Consider the following 18,872-nt stretch of genomic DNA (forward strand, 5'->3'; position numbering starts at 1 on the left):
GCCCTCAGCGCATATTACGCAAATGGATTAGCCACTTCATCACTCGTTTTAAGGCTAATTTTTTCCGGCAAAACACCGCTGGCTTGTTCAGTGCTCAATATTTGCACCACAGCATCCAGCATGTCTTTGAGTTTGAGGGCAAACGCTAAACCGGCGGCATCGTGCGTAATATCCAAACTACCGTGCAAGGACACGCGATCCAAACGGTTTTCAATGGTTAAATCCTGCAATAAGCGGGTTTCGGCTTCATTTTTGAAAAAATCCATCGGGCTATGCTCAAGGTTGCGGTAAAGGCATTACGTTAGCTTTGCTGAAAGCGTCGATGCCAGGGAAAGGGTCAATGCCTGCCGTTTGCGTCAACTCAGCAATGCTCATCATTTTGTAGTTCCTGTTAGCATCGTTTGCAACCCAATACGCCCCACTTTCCCCCGTATTGGCGTCGTAAATCGCTTTGAAGTAACTGGTTGGCACTAACACCCGATTATTGATGCGTTGCAACGAGGCTCCCGCAAAAATGGCACCAGAAACCACATACAACTCACCGCGCTGCTTGGCTAAATCGCGGGTGCGTGACTCAATGCTTGACCACAACCCCCGGTTATTCGATGGATTTTGCGGGGTCATATTCGCGAGGGAAAAACTTTCACGCATCGCCTCTACCGTCGGCATATCACCGGCTGGAACCAAATGCCCACGATCAAAACCAGAGCCTGCGTAATCAGCCAGTTCAGCACGCTCATCCACCGTTAGACGCGGCTCAGCGTAGAAATTGTCAGTCCGGTCAATATCCATCAGCAGCTCGGCATACGTCATGTGCTCACTCGCCCATAACGGGGTGCGTGTCACCCCCGAATGCAGCACCGCAAATTCCGTAAAGCACAACGCCTGCGTTTTAGCCGCCAGTTTAGAATTCACCAATTGCGGCATATCGCCGTTAGCGTGATGCTGCGGGCAAGCACTGATAACGCCAGCGGTGTTCGTCGTAGCACCGGTGTTCGTCGCACCAGAACCCGATGAGGCGGTATTATTGGATGCACAAGCCGTTAAGCTCAATAAGGTAAATAGTGTGATTAACACACGGTTAGACATCGTATTCATCAGCAAGCCCTAGCGTTATTTTCGACAAATTGTAAGTCTAACTGACAACTCACCAAGGTGTCCCCGGTGTTAAGCAGCTTCCGCTAAAAACTTTTTCGGGTTCTGGTTAGCAATTTGCCAAAACAAGGTTTCGCCCAACGCAGCTCGCAGGTCGATTGACAAACGCCGTTCAGGGTAACGTTCATTGCTGGTCATGTAAAAATCGGAACCAAACAACACTTGAGTTCGCACTCGCTCGTCTTCCAGCAGCACCTTCAACAAGGTAATGTTTTCTTGGAAATTAAACACCGTATAGGAAACGTCTGCGTACAAGTTAGGGTAATTGCCGCTGCGCATCATATCGAGGATTTTTTCCAGCCAAGTCGGGTTATCAATCGACCGGTCGCGGGTCAAATAACGCTGCCATTCTGAAATGCCGCCAAAATGCGAGAGGCATATTTTGAGATCAGGAAACTTTTTCATAACCGCAGCGTAATGTTTAGGGTCTGCTAAGCCCTGCGCCTCTTCAAACGGCAAGTGTTTGGTATTCACTGACCCCGGCGAACAATGCGCTATCAACGGCAGCTTATGCTTAACCATGTAAGGATAGATGTCATGCATCAACACAGGATCACAAGGGTAATACCCCAACGGGGGGTAGATTTTAACACCACGAAACTGCTGTTCCTCCACCAACACAGCCAAACGCTCCAAAGCAGCAGGGCGACGCGGATCAATATGCGCAAAAGGAATAATAATATTTTTATATTCCTCACGATTGGCTAAGCACACCAACTCTTGATGTTGCTTATCAATGTCTTCCATGACCTTGCCTGCTGCCATGTAAGCCATGTCCATCGGCAACACGACAAAGCGTGTCCCTTTCGGGTAATAATTCATTAACACTTTGAGGTTGTCTTCCTGACCCTTTTTATAAGCAAAACTGACAAAGTTAGCACAACGCTGAAACCTGTCGTTTGATGTCCAGGGTACAATTTTTTGCATGACCGTGTTTAATACCCCCCGTATCACCTTATTGCGTGCCAACTTCACAATAAACAACGGGAAATAACCATCGGGTATGTGCTTGTGGGTAAAAATATGCGTGTGGCAATTATAAATCACCGGCTCGATTAGATTACTGCTTGACATAAATTCACCCCTCATCCGCGCTAGAGGTACTTTCCATTGTTTTATCCTTTTGTTCTAAGTAGGGCATCTCATCCTGAGACGATGGCTTGTGCTGTTCTTTGGATTTGCTATCACCCTCCGGTTTCGTATTACCATTTTCCTCTTCAGCTTTTCTTAGCAGACTTGGCACGAAACGCTCACTAAAGCCACTCAACATCGAGATAAATGCCACAATCCAAAAGTATTTGTTATTTAAAGACGTTACTGACTCAGTATTTAAAAAACCCAGAATAATATCCGATTTTAACGCCGCATAACTCACCACTGCTGCAAATGCACCTGTTAATATCCTCACGACTGCATCGACCCAATACACTACCCTACCGGCTGAAGGGTCAACTTCTATGCTTCCTAAACGCTCTAAAATAGAAAATTGCGAGCCGATTACTCCAAAGATGATCGCTGTTGCTATTAGAAACAGTTCATTATGTAGAATCTCGTCATATTTAATGCCACCAAGATCTATTGCTTTTAGAAAATTAAATAGAGTGATCGCATAAATCACAAACAACAAAAATGAACATGCTATACTAGCTTGTACCCACCAAAATCTTGCTTTCTCTCTGGCTCGCGCATTAATAAAGCGCTTTGCCGATTTGGCTACTTTAGCAGCATCTTCGACTTTATGCATTGTCGCTAAGGAAATCGCATGAGCCAACATTTTCCCCCATGCCATCAAATGTTTTTTACTCAAATAGTCAATGGGTAAGGCGGCAATATGTTCAATTTCCATCATACAAGCATAAGCATTTACCCGGTCTTTTACATCCGCATGAAACTCCCATCGCAAATTCAGGCTATCATCAAAATACACAATGTAACGTTCTTTGTTTTGACGAATCACTGTTTTATCCTTTAATGTTTTTAATAAAAAACAAAATTCCCTGTCTTCTTTGCGTGTCGAAATACCTTGACAATCGTCATGCTCATAGGTTAGGCGCTGCATAGCACCCGAATAAACATTTGCCTGATGGCATTCGGCTTGCAAAGTAACCACCTGATTATTAGACGGATGTTTAACGCCTATTAACTTCTCTGCTTTTGCGCTACGTGTTGACATCACTTACCCCCTGTTTATGTTTAATCGCCTTAATGATTTATTAACGTTTTGCGGGCAATACCTTTTTAATACGCTCACAATTTCTCACATCAACGTGCAACCAACTAACCTCCATTTCGATCGCATTGATCCATTTAAAATCCGAGTCACTACACTTTGCCAAAATATCTTTGCGAACCTCTTCAGCGGTCGTGTGTTTAAATAAACAATCTGCCGCACGCCCAAATGTGTGTTGGCTATACAGTTTATAATCTGGGCTTTCTTTAGTACGTAAACCGCTCCATTTTCGCTGCCCGCCCCAATGGTAATTATTAACGGTTATTGGCCCATAGTGTTCACGTAACTGATCCAATGTTTCCAATAAACGTTCATCCAATAATTCCCAAGCCGCCTCACCTTTTTCTTTTAACACGGCGGGAGGAACCAACTCATGAATTTTAAAATATTTGCATTTGTACATAGCACGATCACTCCTGATATTGTTTACTATTGGACGTCAGCCAATTCTTTGACGGGTACAAGAAACGTTCCATCACAATAACCCTCGGCTTTGCCATCGTGGTTAGTATCGACCAACACCCATGACGAATTATCGACCTTAGCCATCACCCTAACAATCATGCCTCTGGCTAATTTGCCAATAGGTTCATGGTGCGTATCCGGTGATTTACGCAAATTCAAGGCAGTACGTTGGGTTGTTACGCGGTAGTCTTTGCCAACTTGCATTGCTACCGGTGACTGCGTAATCCGTGCCTGTTTAAGCACTTACCAATACTGCTGCGCATAAGTTTTAATCTCCTCAGCTTTATCAAGGCGATTCACAATGCGACGGGCATTGATCCAATCCTCCTCTGTCTCATTGATATAATCACTCAGCGCTTTACCGGTAAAGCGCCCTTCAATCATGCCGTGAAACAGGATAGTGCTTGCTACCTCTGGCTGTAAGGCGTTGTCAGGGTCATTCAACAAATCAAGGTTTAAACGCTTTGCCCAATACGCATAATTACTCCTGCCGGTTAGTTGCACAAATCCGCGCCCATGAAACTTAACGCCGTCTCCAGGATAAATATTGCCTAACTCTTTCGCTGTTTCCGGGTTATGCCCTTGAATATCATACTTATCAAAAAAGTATTGGTCAGCACCATCCTCATGAATAGGCTGCATTGATTTTCTGACTTCATGGTGTACAGTACCTAACACATAAGCTAACCAACGCAAATCTTGCTTAGAAAAATGTTGCTCCCAATAACCCAACAAAGTGTTTAGCCCTTGCCGTTGCGTATCACTAAGACGATTTTTAAATAATGCACTACCAATCTGTGCAAAAAAGGTTTCTTTTTGAATTTTCATAGCCTCACCCTCATGAATTAATTAAACATTGCATTAACACAAAACGCTTTAAATCATTAACCATTTAAAAGTTATGTGAAATACCTAACTGAAATAACTGCCCCGCTTGTCTATCAAAAGGCAATTTGCCTTCACTGTAAGCAAGGTACAGTTTGTTTTTCAACCCCAGATGTAAGGTTGTCAGCTCATATTGATCTAATCGATTAGCTTTAATAATATCCGGCGCATCTAACTCATAAAAAATCCGATAATTAAATTCAACCGTGTCAATCAGTGGATTCTTTAATGGGTATAGGTAAAGCACTTCGGCATCCACCCTATCATAATCCGCTAACGTTGCTTCACCCAACAAGGCTTCACGTTCAACATCGCTATCAACCGCAATGGTTCCATAATTGACATCGACACCCAAAAAATCATGCGATGCCAATAAACTGCTTTTACCATAGGTAGCCCCTAAACCATAACGCCATTGTTTACTATCAAACCCCTGATCCATTTCATACTTTACAAAAGCCCCACTTTTTAGCGTACCCTTATCCGTACTGTGGAGTAGTTGCGCATCTAAACCGAAAGTTTGAAAATCCTTGGGATTTTTTTCTTTATCTGTGGCTAAAGTACCGCGCATATCATAACTTAATACCACATTCCGTATTGATCCATCTGCCGCTAATAAATCAAAGCCTTCATTGTCAGACAATGCCTTAGATAACAAATTACCCTTAAATTGATACTCCAGACCTAAAACTGTTTCACCCGCATTACCTGTATCCATAACAACTGGGTTGAGATTTGCTACTTTAGGTGACAGATCAGCAGCATTTGCTTGGACATTCATCAGAACACCGCCAGATAATAAAGCAAATAACACGCCTAATTTAGTATTCATTGCGATACACCTCAGTGCTCGTCTGGAAATTTAATTTGTTCATCAACCACAGCCGCTAGATCCACAAGCGTTTTATCGCCATTCGCGAATACCTGTGCAATGGCCTGAATCACCTCAGCAGATGAACCCGCAGAATGCTGTCGCCTCACCGTAAAAATACTGATTAAGTGTTTTACAAACTTTCTAGCAATTTCCAAGGACAAAACGGCTAATAAACTGGAGTTGTTGGTGGTGCTGGGAAAATAACGCAGCTCTTTCATCGCTAATGTTGCTGCTTTATCAAAAGGCACATCTAACTGCTCAAATTGATCCAAAAACTTATCGCTTTCTAACACCGTATAGGTGGCAACACACGCTTGATTCTCACGCCATGCATTGACGGGTGTAGGGCTTGGCATCACAGCCTCCTATTGCCAGAGTGGCAATTCACTGGGGGTTTAATCTTGCCTACAGTTATACCAAAATTATTTTTATTAGCTATAGACAACAAATCATAGACGAAATTTATAGTATTTTTAATAAATGTATCAGCGTAATGCAATACCTACGTGAAATTTCATGCCTTGAACCGGCATTTTGACAAATCCACACGTGAAACCACTTTTTTCACATTCCCTGTGCACAAACCCCAGCCCCAACCCATGCCCATTCACCTTAAAACTCTGCCCATTCCCTCGCATCAGCGCCTCAATTTGCTCCGCCATCATCCCCACGCCATTATCTTCCACCGCAATAACTATCTGATTATCCAAAACTTCAGCCGTAACCCTAATCTCACCCCCCAACTGTTCCCCGAACCGCGCCTCCACCGCCTCCAACGCATTCTTCACTAAGTTATGAATAATCAGATAAGTCGCCCCGGTGCGTTCCTCAAAACGGTACTGTGCCGCATCTGCGGGGAACACCACCGACAACGCCACTTGCGGGTGGGATTGCCCATGCCCTATTAATAAACGCACATCCTCTTGCAGTTCTGCCAGCGAAAGCGTGCGGGTGGTCGTGTGCTTATTGCCTATCCCATCCAATATCAAATGGGTTACTTGAGTCATATAGCCCAAGGCTTTTTCCAAGCGGTCTATGTCTTTAGGCATAGCCACCGGGGAATAGCGCAGGTTATCCACCGACATCTTGGCGATGCCGATCAGGTTATTAATTTCATGGGTAACAACGCGGACAGAATGCCCAACGGCAGCATCACGCTGCAAACAATGCGCTTCGCGTTCAATCACGGTGCAGTGCAATTGCGCCGCAAACAATTCCTGCAATTCAGCGTGTAAAGCGTGCCCGAATCTGAAAAATAATGCCGCCAGCCCCACATAGCCCAGCAACCAATACCACCAAGGAATAGCGCTACAAAAAACCCCACCCAGCACAAACACTACCGTCGTCAGGATCAGCGGCAAAATTACTTGCACCAGTAAACGGTAATAATGCCGCCGTAAATAAGCGTCCCACGCCTCATCCTGAATCGGTGGTTGTGCCTGCATGAATCCTCACTGGGTCAAGTTACAACACGCCCAACCGTGTCGCGGCCTGCACCGCTTCCGTCCGATTACGCGCATGGAGGGTGCGCAAAATCGCACTCACATGCAGTTTCACTGTGCCATCCGAACAATTCAGCTCTCTGGCGATGGATTTATTGGGTAAACCTCGCGCCATCAAACGGATGACATCGCGCTGACGCGGCGTCAAACCACTATTATCGACAGGAGGTAGCAAATTCGGGGGAGGTGGGTCTTTCGTTTCCGCACGTTGGCGCACCTCGGCTAACATCGACGGTGAAATATAAATTTCCCCCGCCAAAATTAAATGCAACGCATTTTTGACATCGCCCACGCCCGCTGACTTGGCAATATAACCCCGCGCACCCTTGGCAAGTGCTTGATTCATCATCTCTGAATTGTCCGAGCCTGACATAATCACAATCGGCGTATCCGTCGTAACGTTGGCGTGTAACGTTTCCAAGCCCGCCACACCGCTTTGCCCCGGTAACAAAACATCCAACATAATCAAATCAAACGGTGCATATTGACGCACTACACCTTCGGCCTCTTCCACCGAGCCGACTTCAAATACCGCAGCACTGGGGTAAAAGCGCTCGAGCAAACTGCCTAACGCTTCACGAAATAACGGGTGATCATCCACAATCAAAATACGCATGATTAAGCCCCTTGATACTTCACATAACACTACACTTAAAAAGTATGCCTAATTCTATAGGTATATAGGAATAAAATTCGACAACGGATATAACCATGAACAAATTTTTTAATGACTATTTGACTTAACGCAGTATTTTTAGACATTTGTAATGGGGCGTGGCACTGTACACATGGATGATCTACAATCTGTAAGTCCAACTTACAATCTGTAAGAATGCTGCCGAGGCAAATCATGATTCCCCGTACTTTGACCGCTGTATTACGCCAACGCGCCGCCAGCAACCCCGTTGTTACTCTGCTGGGGCCGCGCCAATCCGGTAAAACCACGCTGTGTAAAGCCACCTTCAGCGACAAAGCCTACGTCTCGCTCGAACCACTCGATACCCGCGATTATGCCAAAGCTGACCCGCGTGGTTTTCTGGATCAATTCGGCGACCACGGGGTGGTGTTAGACGAAATTCAGAATGCACCGGAATTGCTGCACTACATCCAAGATCGGGTGGATAACAACGGCAACATGGGGCAATACATCCTGACCGGTTCGCAAAATCTGGTCATTTCCGCTAAAGTGTCACAATCCTTGGCGGGTCGCACCGCGATTCTCACCCTCTTGCCGCTCAGTTACACCGAAATCAGCCAAGCCGCGACACCTCCTGCCAACGTCTGGGAAGCGGTTTGGAAAGGTGGCTACCCGCGTCTCTATAATCAAGCGGTTGCACCAGAGGAATGGCTGGCAGACTACATCCTCACCTATTTGCAACGCGATGTACGCCAATTGGTAAACGTCGGAAATCTCGACCAATTTTCCCGTTTCCTGCAATTATCCGCCGCGCACACGGCGCAGGAAGTGAATTACACCACGCTCGGCAATGATGTGGGGTTGTCGCACAACACCATCCGCACCTGGTCATCGGTCTTACAGGAAAGTTTCCTCACCGCAACGCTCACGCCTTGGCTTGGCAATATCCGCAAACGGCTGGTTAAAACCCCCAAACAGCATTTTCTTGACACGGGCGTGGTGTGTTCCCTGTTGGGCATCAGCAATCCCGAACAATTACGGCTACACCCGTTACGTGGAGCTATTTTCGAGTCGTGGGTGGTTGCCGAATTGCACAAGCATTACCTCAACCAAGGGAAAAAACCGGGGCTGTACCATTACCGTGAAAACAGCGGCTTAGAATTCGACATGCTGATGGAAACACCGGAAGGGTTGACTCCCATAGAAATCAAATCGGCGCAAACCATCAACAGTGAATTTTTCAAGAATTTCACCCAAGCTGCCAGCCGCGAAGAGCTGGCAACCCAACTGAACGTCAGTCAGGGAAAAATCGTATACGCGGGCGATACACCGCAAACCCGTCACGGCGTGCGGGTAATACCGTGGGGACAACTGTCCGGTATTTAACCTACGATGGTATTGCGCAACACGCCCACGCCTTCCACTTCACATTCCACCACGTCCCCCGGCAATAAATATTCCGGCGGTTCACGCACAAAACCCACACCACTTGGTGTACCCGTGGCAATCACATCGCCCGCTTCCAGCGTCATCCCACGTGATAACCATTCAATAATGCTCGCCACATCAACAATCATATGGCGCGTATTCGATGCCTGTTTCGTTACGCCATTCACTCGACACGCAATCGCCAGCGCTTGTGGATCAGCAATCTCATCCGCCGTCACAATCCAGGGGCCCATCGGGCAACCGCCGTCAATGCTTTTGCCCAGAAAATATTGCTTGTGATTCAACTGAATATCCCGCGCACTCAAGTCATTGATCACGGTGTAACCAAACACATGCGCCAAGGCATTCTCACGCGCAATCTTTTTGCCGCCTTTGCCCAACACCACGCCCAATTCCGCCTCCCAATCCAATTGTGAACAAGTCTCCGGGTCAAACGGCACGGTAGCTTCATGCCCAATCACGCTGGTCGGGCATTTGGTAAACACAATCGGGTATTGCGGCGCTTTGCCGGTGCGCCCGATTTGGTTCGCGGTTTCTTGCGCATGTTCCAGATAATTCAGCCCCAAGCACATCACGTTTTTGCGCGGACGCGGGATCGGTGCCAGCAAGGTCACGTCCGCCAATGGCACACGCATTGCGGCCGTTAAGGTGTTACGCACGGCCTGCAAGTCGATGTCGCTATCAATCAGCGCCAACATATCGCGCCACGCGGGTTGATCAAACGCCGCATCCAACGCCGGAAGCAGCACCGTATCGCCTGCTGCTATGCACACATACGTTTGTTGTTGATACACACACGTTCCCAGTTTCATCCCAACACTCCTAAGCCTTGCATACCGTCAACCATTAACTTACAGCCAGTGAGGAACAAAAACACATACGCGACTTGGAAAAACTGTTTTTCCGGCACACGGTGATGCAGTTTGTAGCCCAACCAAATCCCGAATGCCGCAATCGGCAACAACAGCACCGACGCCCCCATGTTGGTGCTGTTGAATTGCCCCAACGCCGCATAAGGAATCAACTTCACGTAATTCACACTGGTAAAAAACAGCACCGTAGTCGCCTGATACACCGTCTTATCCAGCTTTTGTGGTAATAAATAAATATTCACCGGCGGGCCGCCCGCGTGCGCCACAAAACTGGTGAACCCCGCAATACTGCCCCAAAACAACCCCGCCTTTGCCCCCGGTTTACCCATTGCCAAATGCTGGAAGGGTTTGAACCAATAATTCAACGCAAACCCGACCGCAATCAGCCCCACCAACAACCGCACATCGCTGGCACGAAAATACGTAAACGTGAGCGCTCCAATCACAATCCCCAGAATCGCAGCAGGCAATAATTGCTGAAGGTGCGCCCATGACCAGCGTTGCCAAAAGGCTTTCAGCGCCATCAAATCCATTACGCACAAAATCGGCAGCAAAATCGCCGCTGCTTGCGCCGGGGGCATGGTCAGCGCCATTAACGGCACACCCAATACCCCCAAACCGCCGCCCATGCCACCTTTGGAAATGCCGACGATAAGCAGTGCCAACACCGCCATGGTTAGCGTTAACGGGTCAGATAATACGTTCATTCAGCTAATACACTTCACTTAACGGCACGGCTGGTAATGACCATTCGGCCAGCACGGGGCAGACAACGATTCACCCAAGTTAGCGGCCTGCAAGCGTCCGCGCACCTCCAACAAACGGCTGACCAATCCCTCTTCCACGGCAGCGTAAGCATCGGAATCGACTTGGCGTTTCACCACAATCCCCAACAATTCGGTGATCGCATTGCCCACCGAATTCTGCGAAATCGTTACCACCAAGCGCCCTTTATCGTCACGGAACAGGATTTGCTTGTACGCCGGTCGCCAGCGAATATCGTTGGCAAATTGCGGGTCTTGAATCACTTTTTCGCGCAAATCGCGTGCGACCCGTACAAAACGCTGATTACCCAGCAACACATCATCAATCTGGTTCGGGAAATTGGCATTATCCGGCACTCGCGCCTCACCCGTGGCAACCATCGAGAAAAAGGTGCGGTAGAAATCCAAAAAGCCGCGCAACACTTGCTCGTATTCGTACCAGAAATATTGGTCTTTCAGGCGTTCTGCGCCGCCCACCACTTCCCAACACGGCAAGCCTTGCGGGTAGCCAGTCAAGCGCAAGGAGGCTTCTTCGGTTGGCAATAGCTTGAGAATTTGCAGATCCAACACTTCCAGAAACTTGCGGTAAGCCTCACTCAATTGCCTTAAAAACAAGGTGTTATGCCCACTGTCGGTGAGGTTGGGGTTATTGGCATCGGCTTCCTTGGCCTCGCGCAATTCTGCCATCGGAAACACCATAAAATGGTTGTGAATCATGCGGATACTGGGAACACCCGGTTTGTTCAACGGCCAGGTCGAATCCAAGCTGGCTTCCCCGCATAAAATCAGGTGTTCGGCAGGGTCGGGGTATTTTTCAAACATGTAATCGCAGATGATTTGTGTCATCTTCGACCAGACTTTCTTTTCCTGACGTTTCATTTGATCGCGGCGCACCGGGCGACCCAGCGGGTCAAGAATGCGGCGCGAACAATCCAGAATAATCGAGGTGTCGAATTCGACGCTATGCCCCACCAGCTTGCGGTAGAGCAGCAAATCTTCCGGGGTGCGGAACAAGCCGTTTTCTTCGGCAAGGTTTTTCAGGTTGGCGGGGCTGTTGAAAAATTCCACCTGCGTCATGCCTTGCGGCACTTTCAGGGACATTTGCGGGCAAGGGGTAGCGATTTCACGGGGTGCTGTTTTCATGGGTGCTGCATCACTTTAGTTATGGGAAAACTCCCGTGTGTTTTTACCCCGATCGGAACAGGTATACAAGCAGCAAGACGAACAAAGCCAGCAGTAACCAGCCGCCGAACTCTTCCCAGAGCATGTTTACCAAACTGGGCTTGGGAGCAGCGGAGGCTTTTTTCTGTTCCGGTTTGGTGTTAATCGCTTTCAGCACCTCCTCTTTCACTTGCTGGTGCAAGTCTTCGTGCATCCCCGGAATAGGTTTGGCATCCACCAAGGTTGTGACCATGTGTTCTTTGATTCCGGCTTTGAGACCGGCTTTCATGCCGTCTTCGTGACCTTTCTTCACACCGTCGCCCATGCCTGCCTGATAACCCTCAAGGCGTCCACGGTTTAAACCTGCACGATACGCAAATCCTGCCACCAGCACCAAGATTAGGCCAAAAAAAACCCACAGCATCACAACACTCAATTCCTCTGATTCGTATGACAATGGTAACAAAATCCCTAACGACACCAGCTTTTTTGCTTCCCCCAGCCATTTACCTGAAAATCATGTCATTATTATGACTAGCAGGTAGTAGCTTAGATGAAAACATGGGTATGTGTCGTGTGCGGCTGGATTTACGAAGAAGCCAAGGGTTTGCCAGAAGAAGGTATCGTGCCGGGTACACCTTGGGAAGCGATTCCCGACGATTGGCGCTGCCCGGAGTGCGGGGTGAGTAAGGATGATTTTGAGATGATGGAAATCTAATTATGTTGTATCGTTGTTGGAGTTAATGCCCATTTTGGGTAAGAGAGGTCGACAATGGCAATGATTCAAAGCTCATTACTTAATCAAAGATTCATCTTCTCAAAAATCGCGTTTTTTGAGAAGATGCGGAACGATATACACCAAAAAGGTGTGTTTTTGAGAAGATGAGAGAAAAACATGCAACTTGCCACGTTAACAGACTTGTTACCGCAACTGGAAACACCCGCTATCCTCAAAGCATTGGTGACAGCACACCGCCACCTTGCTGAACTCAAAGGGATCGCCAAAACCATTCCCAATCAAGCCATTTTACTCTCCACGCTGGGTTTGCAGGAGGCACAAGACAGTTCCGCGATTGAAAATATCATTACCACACAAGACGCGCTCTTCAAGTACCGTTTACAAGTCGATGTGGTGGATGTGGCAGCCAAAGAAGTGTCTGCGTATGCCGATGGTTTGACAGTTGGCTTTCAGTTGGTGCAAGAACACGGTTTATTGACGCTGAATACCATTCTCGCTATTCAAGAAACTTTGGAACAGAATCGGGCAGGTTTACGTAAAGTGCCGGGGACGGTGCTGCGTAATGAGCACACGGGTGAGGTTGTGTTTGCACCGCCTTCCCCTGAGACATTACCCGCCTTAATGAGTGCCTTGGAGCAATTGCTACATGACGAACAGGTGGAACTCGACCCGCTGATTAAAATGGCAATCATCCACCACCAATTTGAAACCATCCACCCCTTCTATGATGGCAATGGCAGAACGGGGCGCATCATCAACATCCTGTACCTGGTGAAGGAAGGCTTATTGGATTCGCCGGTATTGTACTTGAGTCGCTATATCAACCACACCAAAGTGGATTATTACCGCCTGCTGCAACAGGTGCGTGATACGGGAGAGTGGCAGGAATGGGTGATCTACATGCTGCACGGTGTTGCTTCGACGGCAAAACACACCATTACCCTGATTGAAGGCATCCGTACTTTACTGCAACAACAGAAGCATCACATCCGCAGCCACCACCGTTTTTACAGCCAAGATTTAATCAACAATATTTTCCGCCACCCTTACACCAAAGTGCAGTTTCTGGAAGACGACCTCAAGGTTTCTCGCGCTACCGCCACCCGTTATCTGGATACCTTAGCGGTGGATGGCGTGCTGGAAAAGCACAAGTTGGGGCGTGAGAATTACTACCTGAATAAAGCATTGGTTGACTTGCTGTTCAATATTCCCAAGATCGCAACGGCATAGCTGGGATTTCTTGATCGTGTTTTGCGATTAGCCCACCAACCCCCGATACCGCTCAAACAACCACGTCAGCCGCTCCATATCACTGCCAAACTTTTCCTTGCGGTAACACTGATCCACCGCTTTATCCAATGCGGTATGGGCTTTGCGCAAATCCGGCGGCATGGAAGTCGGGTCGTACATATCCGCTAAGGTTGAGGTCGGGTAATTCTTCCGCGCATCCAGCACGGCTTGCGCGGCGGCTTCCACCTTTTTGCGCTGCTTATCGTCAGCATCAGGCCACGGAAAATTGTTGTAAACCAGCTTGGCAGAATAGCGGTAATCACTTTTCAGCCGCCCACAAACGGTACGCATCCACGCCATGTGAATCTTCGACTCCAACACCCCGAATTCGTACAAACTCGCATCGGGAATCATCAAATTGAGATTGGTGGAAATGGTATTGCTGTCAAAAAACCCCATCGGCACATACTCGCGCCGTTCGGATGAAACACTCGGAACAAGAATATAGGTTTTCGGTAAACGGGTATCCCGAAATTCAGTCGGACGTTCCGCATGTACTCGTGTTGAAGCGGCGACACTTGCCAGTCGGAATTTTTTCACTTGCTCAATACGTTTCAACACCTCTGGCATAGCTCGCAATTCGTTGGGTGCAATCCCAACCAGCCACAAACACCAACGCTCTTTTCCGTTGATAAATTCATCTGCTCCCAGACAAAGTTTCAACCACTTTTCCGCATTCGGCTCTTTCTCCAATAATTCAGCTTTTTCTGTGGAAGACAGCAGTAAAGCACCACCATCCAGTGGCATATTACCAAACCACATCGGTGATACATTACCCAATGGCTGATTACGACTATCCAGAACCACATCCGGGGCGTCGATCAAGTAAGGGTTAATATTGCTGGCAGCGATTTCGACAGGTTCACCCTTGATAGCCGGATAGTCGAAGATGCGTTTGCCATCGGTGTCAAAGGCAGCAAAACCAACGATAACAACATGAACTGCGGCTTTGCCGCGTGCTTCAGAATCCCACGAAAAAGTACGGTGCGCAAAATGGAGGTGGATACCAATATCTAGCAACGGTTGCCACAATGGTGCGACCTGTTCACCCTGCGTGATGGAGTTCGTGGAAACAAACGCCACACTGATACGGGTTTTCTGAATAAAATCAGCCGTTTTCTTGAACCAGCACGCCACATAATCCAATTGCTTGGCGTTTTGTACTTTTCCAAATAGCGTGGCAAGTTCCTGCTTTTGCGCATCCGACTGCATTTTTGAGCCACGGAAGGGCGGGTTGCCGATGATGTGATTCAGGTTGGCAGGCTTAACAACCGCCGCCCAATCGAGTTGCAGCGAATTACCAATCACAATATGCGCGGAGGATTTCAACGGCAGCAAATCCGGTTCGCGCCCAAACTGACGGGCAAATTCGCGGTTCATCTGATGCTGCGTCAGCCACATCGCCACTTCCGCAATCCGCACCGGCCATTCCTCAATTTCAATGCCGTGGAAATGTTCCAGCTTAATCGTCGGCTCGACCGTAATCTCCAACCCCCGATGCGCGTCACCGTGCTGCGCCTGCAACACCGCCAATTCCAAACGCCGCAATTCTCGGTAAGTAATGATCAGAAAGTTACCGCACCCACACGCCGGATCAAGGAACTGCAACGCCGTCAAACGCTGCTGAAACGCCGCCAATTTCTTGCGCTTGTCACGATTGCCACCCTGTTGAATCGCGCTGAATTCCGCCCACAACGCATCCAAAAACAACGGCTTAATCAAGCGCAAAATGTGCGTTTCGCTGGTGTAATGTGCGCCCAATTCGCGCCGCGCCGCCTTATCCATCACCGACTGAAACAGCGAACCAAAAATCGCAGGCGAAATACTGCCCCAATCAAAATGCGAACAATCCAGCAAAGCCTCGCGCATATCCGCATCAAACGACGGCAAATCCAATATTTCACGGAACAAGTGACCATTCACATAAGGGAAATCGTTCAACTCTGCCAGCAAATGCTTGCCCCGCGCATTCACCGGCTTATCCAAGGTTTGAAACAGCTTGTTTAGGCGCGAATCAGTGTCAGAACCGTCTGGCGCAGTAAAATGTTCGAGGTAGTTGTAGAACTGGTGGCGGGAAAAAATCCCCGTATCTTCCGCAAACAAACAGAACAAAATACGCACCAAAAATACTTCCAGCTCATGCCCCGCACAACCCGCATCCTGTAGCGCGTCATGCAGCTTGCCCAAGCGTTCCGCCGCCTTAATATTCAGCGCGTATTCCTGAATGCTTTCCCCGTGATTGTCCAACCCCGCCATAAAATCGAAAAACTCAATTTTGTCGGGCAAGTCGTCAATGGCAATGTCATGCTCCAAACGCCGATCAAGGTCATACAATTTGAAGCGGGCAAAATCCGACAACAGCACGTAACGCGGGCGGTCACGCTGGTCTTTTATCTGCTGGAAATAATCGAAGGCTTGCGATTTGGCTTTATCGAGGGATTTACCGCGTGATTTGTGTTCAACCAGCAACACCCCTTTCCAAAACAGATCAATGAAACCTTTGGTGTTATCGGTGCGCTCGACGGCATGTTCAAACGCCGCAACACTCTTGCGATTGACTCCGAAAATGGCAAAAAACGCATCCCAAAAGGACTTCGCTTCGGCTTCCTCCCGCGTTTCATTGCCCCATTCTTTGACGAACGCCAGCGCGTTGCCACGGATAGTCTTGCGGTTGGAAAGTGCTGCCATAAAAATAAGCCCAGAATCGAAAGCAAGGATCATAGCGCAGAACCGAGTTTTGCTGATAGCAGTCTGAAACTTTTGCCAATTATGCTAAACTGAGCGGCATTTTTTGAGATTAACGACGAGAGTTCGACATGGCCGGTCATAGCAAATGGGCAAACATCAAACACCAAAAAGCCGCTGTTGATAAAAAGCGCGGTAAAATTTGGACGAAAATCATCCGTGAAATCACCGTTGCGGCGCGTGAAGGCAAAACGTCCGACCCCAACGCTTACCCACGCTTGCGTTTAGCCGTGGACAAAGGCTTAGCGGCGAACATGACCAAAGACACCATCGAAAAAGCCTGCAAACGCGGCGCGGGTGAAACCAACACGGAAAATTATTCCGAAGTGCGCTACGAAGGCTACGGCCCCGGCGGGATTGCGGTGATCGTCGAAACCATGACCGATAACGTCAACCGTACCGTGGGCGAAGTGCGCCACGCCCTCACCAAACACGGCGGCAACCTCGGCACGAATGGCTCGGTCGCGTTCCAGTTCAAGAAAATCGGTGTGATGAACTTCGCCCCCGGTTTGGATGAAGAAAAACTCATGGAAGCCGCCCTCGAAGCCGGTGCTGACGACATTCAGATGGATGATGACGGCTCGGCTGAAATCGTCACCACCCCGGAAGATTTCGCCGCTGTCAAAGCTGCGATGATTGCCGCCGGTTTCACCCCCGACCACGATGAAGTCACCATGCGGGCGGACAACCTCACGCTGGTCGAAGGCGATACCGCTGCCAAATTGCTGAAAATGATCGACATGCTCGAAGATTTGGATGACGTGCAAGAAGTCTTCACCAATGCGGATTTCAGCGATGAAGCCTTAGCGGCGCATGGTTAAGTGACCACTCGCCGTATTCTAGGCATTGACCCCGGTTCGCGCCAGACGGGAATCGGGATTATCGACACCGATGGGCGGCACACCCAACATATTTTTAGCACTTGTTTGCGCTTGGGCGATGCGGCTTTTCCTGAACGCCTTGGCACGATTTTCACCGAACTTACCCGCATTATCCGCGAATACCAACCCATTGAAATGGCGATTGAAAGTGTTTTCGTCTCCAACAATGCCGCTTCTGCACTAAAATTAGGGCAGGCACGCGGTGCGGCGATTTGTGCGGGTGTGATATCTGGCTTACCGGTGGCGGAATACAGCCCCAAAGAAGTCAAGCAAGCCACCGTCGGCAAAGGTGGGGCGGATAAAACGCAGGTGCAACACATGGTTAAACTGTTGCTGGGTTTGCAGGGGCGTTTGCAAGCGGATACCGCCGATGCCTTAGCCGTGGCGTTGTGCCATGCGCACGCGAGCCATTTGAATAATCGCCTTGCTCGACAAATTCCCCCCACCCCAACCCTCCCCCGCAAGGGGTGAGGGCGTTAGAGGTAATCACATGATTGGATTATTGCGCGGTAAATTACTCATCAAACAACCCCCCGATTTATTGCTGGATGTGAATGGCGTGGGTTATGAAGTGCAGGCTTCGATGACCACGTTCTACGATCTGCCGGAATTGCACCAGGAGGTGACGCTCTATACCCATTTTGTGGTGCGTGAAGATGCGCAATTGCTGTACGGTTTCAGTTCCCAAACCGAGCGCGAACTGTTTCGGCATTTGCTCAAAGTGAATGGGGTTGGCCCCAAAATGGCATTGGCGATTGTGTCGGGCATGAGTCCTTTGGAATTCAATCAAGTGATTCACGCGGCGGATATTGCCCGTTTGAGCCGCATTCCTGGGGTTGGCAAGAAAACGGCGGAGCGCTTGGTGATTGAGTTACGTGACCGACTGCCCAAAACAGACGTCAGCGACAGTATCCACACGCCAACCACCTCGTCTGTCCCCAGTGTTTCCGCCAGTGACGAAGCCATCAATGCACTGCTGGCATTAGGCTACAAACCGGCGCAAGCCAGCCAAATGATTGCGGCTTACGAAGACCAAGGCTTGAGTGTGGAAGACATGATTCGCCAAGCCCTGCGTGCCAGTTTGAAATGATGGTCGGCAGGCTTACTGAAAAATCCCCTTCCATAATAAGCACTTGCTAATATTAACTCCATGCAGGGATATGGCATTTCCCCTCGCTTGTCGGTAATCTCTCGTCAACCACGACAGTTAGTACACCAAAGAG

Annotated in this window: 22 protein-coding genes; 6 read left to right on the top strand and 16 right to left on the bottom strand. The window is 48.7% G+C overall.

The genetic code is table 11. The annotated features are described in order from the left end of the window. Positions 1-14 precede the first annotated feature (14 nt). The 11 genes from BLV87_RS05615 to BLV87_RS05665 all read right to left on the bottom strand — a co-directional run bounded on the left by BLV87_RS05615 (position 15) and on the right by BLV87_RS05665 (position 7,727). Complete coding sequence (locus BLV87_RS05615; RefSeq protein WP_093066270.1) at positions 15-266, bottom strand: hypothetical protein; 252 nt, start codon at positions 264-266, stop codon at positions 15-17. Between the two features lie 10 nt (positions 267-276). After that, positions 277-1,098, bottom strand: coding sequence for a DNA/RNA non-specific endonuclease (locus BLV87_RS05620; RefSeq protein ID WP_093066272.1), 822 nt, complete (start codon positions 1,096-1,098; stop codon positions 277-279). A gap of 69 nt (positions 1,099-1,167) precedes the next feature. Then, positions 1,168-2,229 carry an amidohydrolase family protein gene (locus BLV87_RS05625; protein ID WP_175517850.1) on the bottom strand — a complete coding sequence of 354 codons (1,062 nt, stop codon included), beginning with the start codon at positions 2,227-2,229 and terminating at the stop codon, positions 1,168-1,170. Positions 2,230-2,233: 4 nt separating this feature from the next. Continuing rightward, complete coding sequence (locus BLV87_RS05630; RefSeq protein ID WP_093066276.1) at positions 2,234-3,328, bottom strand: M48 family metalloprotease; 1,095 nt, start codon at positions 3,326-3,328, stop codon at positions 2,234-2,236. Between the two features lie 40 nt (positions 3,329-3,368). Continuing rightward, entirely contained in the window at positions 3,369-3,788 is a 420-nt protein-coding gene (locus BLV87_RS05635) for a hypothetical protein (RefSeq protein ID WP_093066278.1), read from the bottom strand. A gap of 26 nt (positions 3,789-3,814) precedes the next feature. Further along, positions 3,815-4,093, bottom strand: a complete 279-nt coding sequence (locus BLV87_RS05640) for an SH3 domain-containing protein (RefSeq protein WP_093066280.1) — start codon at positions 4,091-4,093, stop codon at positions 3,815-3,817. Then, complete coding sequence (locus BLV87_RS05645; RefSeq protein ID WP_093066282.1) at positions 4,094-4,678, bottom strand: hypothetical protein; 585 nt, start codon at positions 4,676-4,678, stop codon at positions 4,094-4,096. A gap of 64 nt (positions 4,679-4,742) precedes the next feature. Further along, positions 4,743-5,567, bottom strand: coding sequence for a hypothetical protein (locus tag BLV87_RS05650; protein WP_093066284.1), 825 nt, complete (start codon positions 5,565-5,567; stop codon positions 4,743-4,745). 11 nt (positions 5,568-5,578) lie between these two features. Next, a complete protein-coding gene (locus BLV87_RS05655) occupies positions 5,579-5,965 on the bottom strand; it encodes a hypothetical protein (RefSeq protein ID WP_093066286.1) in 387 nt (128 codons plus the stop codon). Positions 5,966-6,094: 129 nt separating this feature from the next. After that, on the bottom strand, positions 6,095-7,054 hold the full coding sequence (locus BLV87_RS05660; protein WP_093066288.1) for a sensor histidine kinase: 960 nt from the start codon (positions 7,052-7,054) through the stop codon (positions 6,095-6,097). A 19-nt stretch (positions 7,055-7,073) separates the two neighbouring features. Next, entirely contained in the window at positions 7,074-7,727 is a 654-nt protein-coding gene (locus BLV87_RS05665; protein WP_093066290.1) for a response regulator, read from the bottom strand. Positions 7,728-7,961: 234 nt separating this feature from the next. Here BLV87_RS05665 and BLV87_RS05670 point away from each other — a divergent pair, with 234 nt between their 5' ends. Beyond that, complete coding sequence (locus BLV87_RS05670; RefSeq protein ID WP_093066292.1) at positions 7,962-9,134, top strand: ATP-binding protein; 1,173 nt, start codon at positions 7,962-7,964, stop codon at positions 9,132-9,134. Here the strand turns inward: BLV87_RS05670 and BLV87_RS05675 are convergent. The 4 genes from BLV87_RS05675 to BLV87_RS05690 are packed head-to-tail and all read right to left on the bottom strand — an operon-like array spanning position 9,131 to position 12,421. Continuing rightward, positions 9,131-10,009: a fumarylacetoacetate hydrolase family protein gene (locus BLV87_RS05675; RefSeq protein WP_093066294.1), complete on the bottom strand. Its 879-nt coding sequence runs from the start codon at positions 10,007-10,009 to the stop codon at positions 9,131-9,133. The genes BLV87_RS05670 and BLV87_RS05675 overlap by 4 nt on opposite strands. Beyond that, a complete protein-coding gene (locus BLV87_RS05680; protein WP_093066296.1) occupies positions 10,006-10,776 on the bottom strand; it encodes a sulfite exporter TauE/SafE family protein in 771 nt (256 codons plus the stop codon). Before BLV87_RS05680 ends, BLV87_RS05675 begins: the two co-directional genes overlap by 4 nt. An 18-nt stretch (positions 10,777-10,794) precedes the next feature. Continuing rightward, positions 10,795-11,976, bottom strand: a complete 1,182-nt coding sequence (locus tag BLV87_RS05685) for a hypothetical protein (RefSeq protein ID WP_093066298.1) — start codon at positions 11,974-11,976, stop codon at positions 10,795-10,797. Between the two features lie 43 nt (positions 11,977-12,019). Next, a complete protein-coding gene (locus BLV87_RS05690; RefSeq protein ID WP_139282126.1) occupies positions 12,020-12,421 on the bottom strand; it encodes a FliH/SctL family protein in 402 nt (133 codons plus the stop codon). A 126-nt stretch (positions 12,422-12,547) separates the two neighbouring features. On the opposite strand from BLV87_RS05690, the gene BLV87_RS05695 reads away from it, so the two are divergent. Both BLV87_RS05695 and BLV87_RS05700 read left to right on the top strand, forming a co-directional pair. After that, complete coding sequence (locus tag BLV87_RS05695; protein WP_093066302.1) at positions 12,548-12,712, top strand: rubredoxin; 165 nt, start codon at positions 12,548-12,550, stop codon at positions 12,710-12,712. Between the two features lie 177 nt (positions 12,713-12,889). Beyond that, positions 12,890-13,963: a Fic family protein gene (locus BLV87_RS05700; protein WP_093066304.1), complete on the top strand. Its 1,074-nt coding sequence runs from the start codon at positions 12,890-12,892 to the stop codon at positions 13,961-13,963. 27 nt (positions 13,964-13,990) lie between these two features. Here the strand turns inward: BLV87_RS05700 and BLV87_RS05705 are convergent, their stop codons facing one another. Next, positions 13,991-16,711 (bottom strand): DNA methyltransferase, encoded by a 2,721-nt coding sequence (locus BLV87_RS05705; protein WP_093066477.1) that lies wholly within the window; start codon positions 16,709-16,711, stop codon positions 13,991-13,993. A gap of 128 nt (positions 16,712-16,839) precedes the next feature. Between BLV87_RS05705 and BLV87_RS05710 the strand changes: the two genes are divergently transcribed. Genes BLV87_RS05710 through ruvA form a run of 3 tightly spaced genes read left to right on the top strand, consistent with a single transcriptional unit; the run spans position 16,840 to position 18,739 of the window. Then, positions 16,840-17,589: a YebC/PmpR family DNA-binding transcriptional regulator gene (locus BLV87_RS05710; protein ID WP_093066306.1), complete on the top strand. Its 750-nt coding sequence runs from the start codon at positions 16,840-16,842 to the stop codon at positions 17,587-17,589. Next, a complete protein-coding gene (ruvC, locus tag BLV87_RS05715) occupies positions 17,590-18,120 on the top strand; it encodes a crossover junction endodeoxyribonuclease RuvC (protein WP_093066308.1) in 531 nt (176 codons plus the stop codon). It begins immediately after the preceding gene. Between the two features lie 19 nt (positions 18,121-18,139). After that, the gene (gene ruvA, locus BLV87_RS05720; RefSeq protein WP_093066310.1) at positions 18,140-18,739 is read left to right on the top strand and encodes a Holliday junction branch migration protein RuvA; all 600 of its coding nucleotides are present in this window, start codon (positions 18,140-18,142) and stop codon (positions 18,737-18,739) included. Positions 18,740-18,872: the final 133 nt, after the last annotated feature.

The organism is Thiothrix caldifontis (genome assembly GCF_900107695.1).
Taxonomy (GTDB): domain Bacteria; phylum Pseudomonadota; class Gammaproteobacteria; order Thiotrichales; family Thiotrichaceae; genus Thiothrix; species Thiothrix caldifontis.

Coding starts and splice junctions, on each gene's coding strand:
- BLV87_RS05655 (WP_093066286.1), bottom strand. CDS start 5,965: ATGCCAAGCCCTACACCCGTCAATGCATGGCGTGAGAATCAAGCGTGT.
- BLV87_RS05635 (WP_093066278.1), bottom strand. CDS start 3,788: ATGTACAAATGCAAATATTTTAAAATTCATGAGTTGGTTCCTCCCGCC.
- BLV87_RS05700 (WP_093066304.1), top strand. CDS start 12,890: ATGCAACTTGCCACGTTAACAGACTTGTTACCGCAACTGGAAACACCC.
- BLV87_RS05710 (WP_093066306.1), top strand. CDS start 16,840: ATGGCCGGTCATAGCAAATGGGCAAACATCAAACACCAAAAAGCCGCT.
- BLV87_RS05670 (WP_093066292.1), top strand. CDS start 7,962: ATGATTCCCCGTACTTTGACCGCTGTATTACGCCAACGCGCCGCCAGC.
- BLV87_RS05680 (WP_093066296.1), bottom strand. CDS start 10,776: ATGAACGTATTATCTGACCCGTTAACGCTAACCATGGCGGTGTTGGCA.
- BLV87_RS05630 (WP_093066276.1), bottom strand. CDS start 3,328: ATGTCAACACGTAGCGCAAAAGCAGAGAAGTTAATAGGCGTTAAACAT.
- BLV87_RS05660 (WP_093066288.1), bottom strand. CDS start 7,054: ATGCAGGCACAACCACCGATTCAGGATGAGGCGTGGGACGCTTATTTA.
- BLV87_RS05620 (WP_093066272.1), bottom strand. CDS start 1,098: ATGAATACGATGTCTAACCGTGTGTTAATCACACTATTTACCTTATTG.
- BLV87_RS05695 (WP_093066302.1), top strand. CDS start 12,548: ATGAAAACATGGGTATGTGTCGTGTGCGGCTGGATTTACGAAGAAGCC.
- BLV87_RS05645 (WP_093066282.1), bottom strand. CDS start 4,678: ATGAAAATTCAAAAAGAAACCTTTTTTGCACAGATTGGTAGTGCATTA.
- BLV87_RS05650 (WP_093066284.1), bottom strand. CDS start 5,567: ATGAATACTAAATTAGGCGTGTTATTTGCTTTATTATCTGGCGGTGTT.
- BLV87_RS05665 (WP_093066290.1), bottom strand. CDS start 7,727: ATGCGTATTTTGATTGTGGATGATCACCCGTTATTTCGTGAAGCGTTA.
- BLV87_RS05685 (WP_093066298.1), bottom strand. CDS start 11,976: ATGAAAACAGCACCCCGTGAAATCGCTACCCCTTGCCCGCAAATGTCC.
- BLV87_RS05705 (WP_093066477.1), bottom strand. CDS start 16,711: ATGGCAGCACTTTCCAACCGCAAGACTATCCGTGGCAACGCGCTGGCG.
- BLV87_RS05625 (WP_175517850.1), bottom strand. CDS start 2,229: ATGTCAAGCAGTAATCTAATCGAGCCGGTGATTTATAATTGCCACACG.
- BLV87_RS05675 (WP_093066294.1), bottom strand. CDS start 10,009: ATGAAACTGGGAACGTGTGTGTATCAACAACAAACGTATGTGTGCATA.
- BLV87_RS05615 (WP_093066270.1), bottom strand. CDS start 266: ATGGATTTTTTCAAAAATGAAGCCGAAACCCGCTTATTGCAGGATTTA.
- ruvA (WP_093066310.1), top strand. CDS start 18,140: ATGATTGGATTATTGCGCGGTAAATTACTCATCAAACAACCCCCCGAT.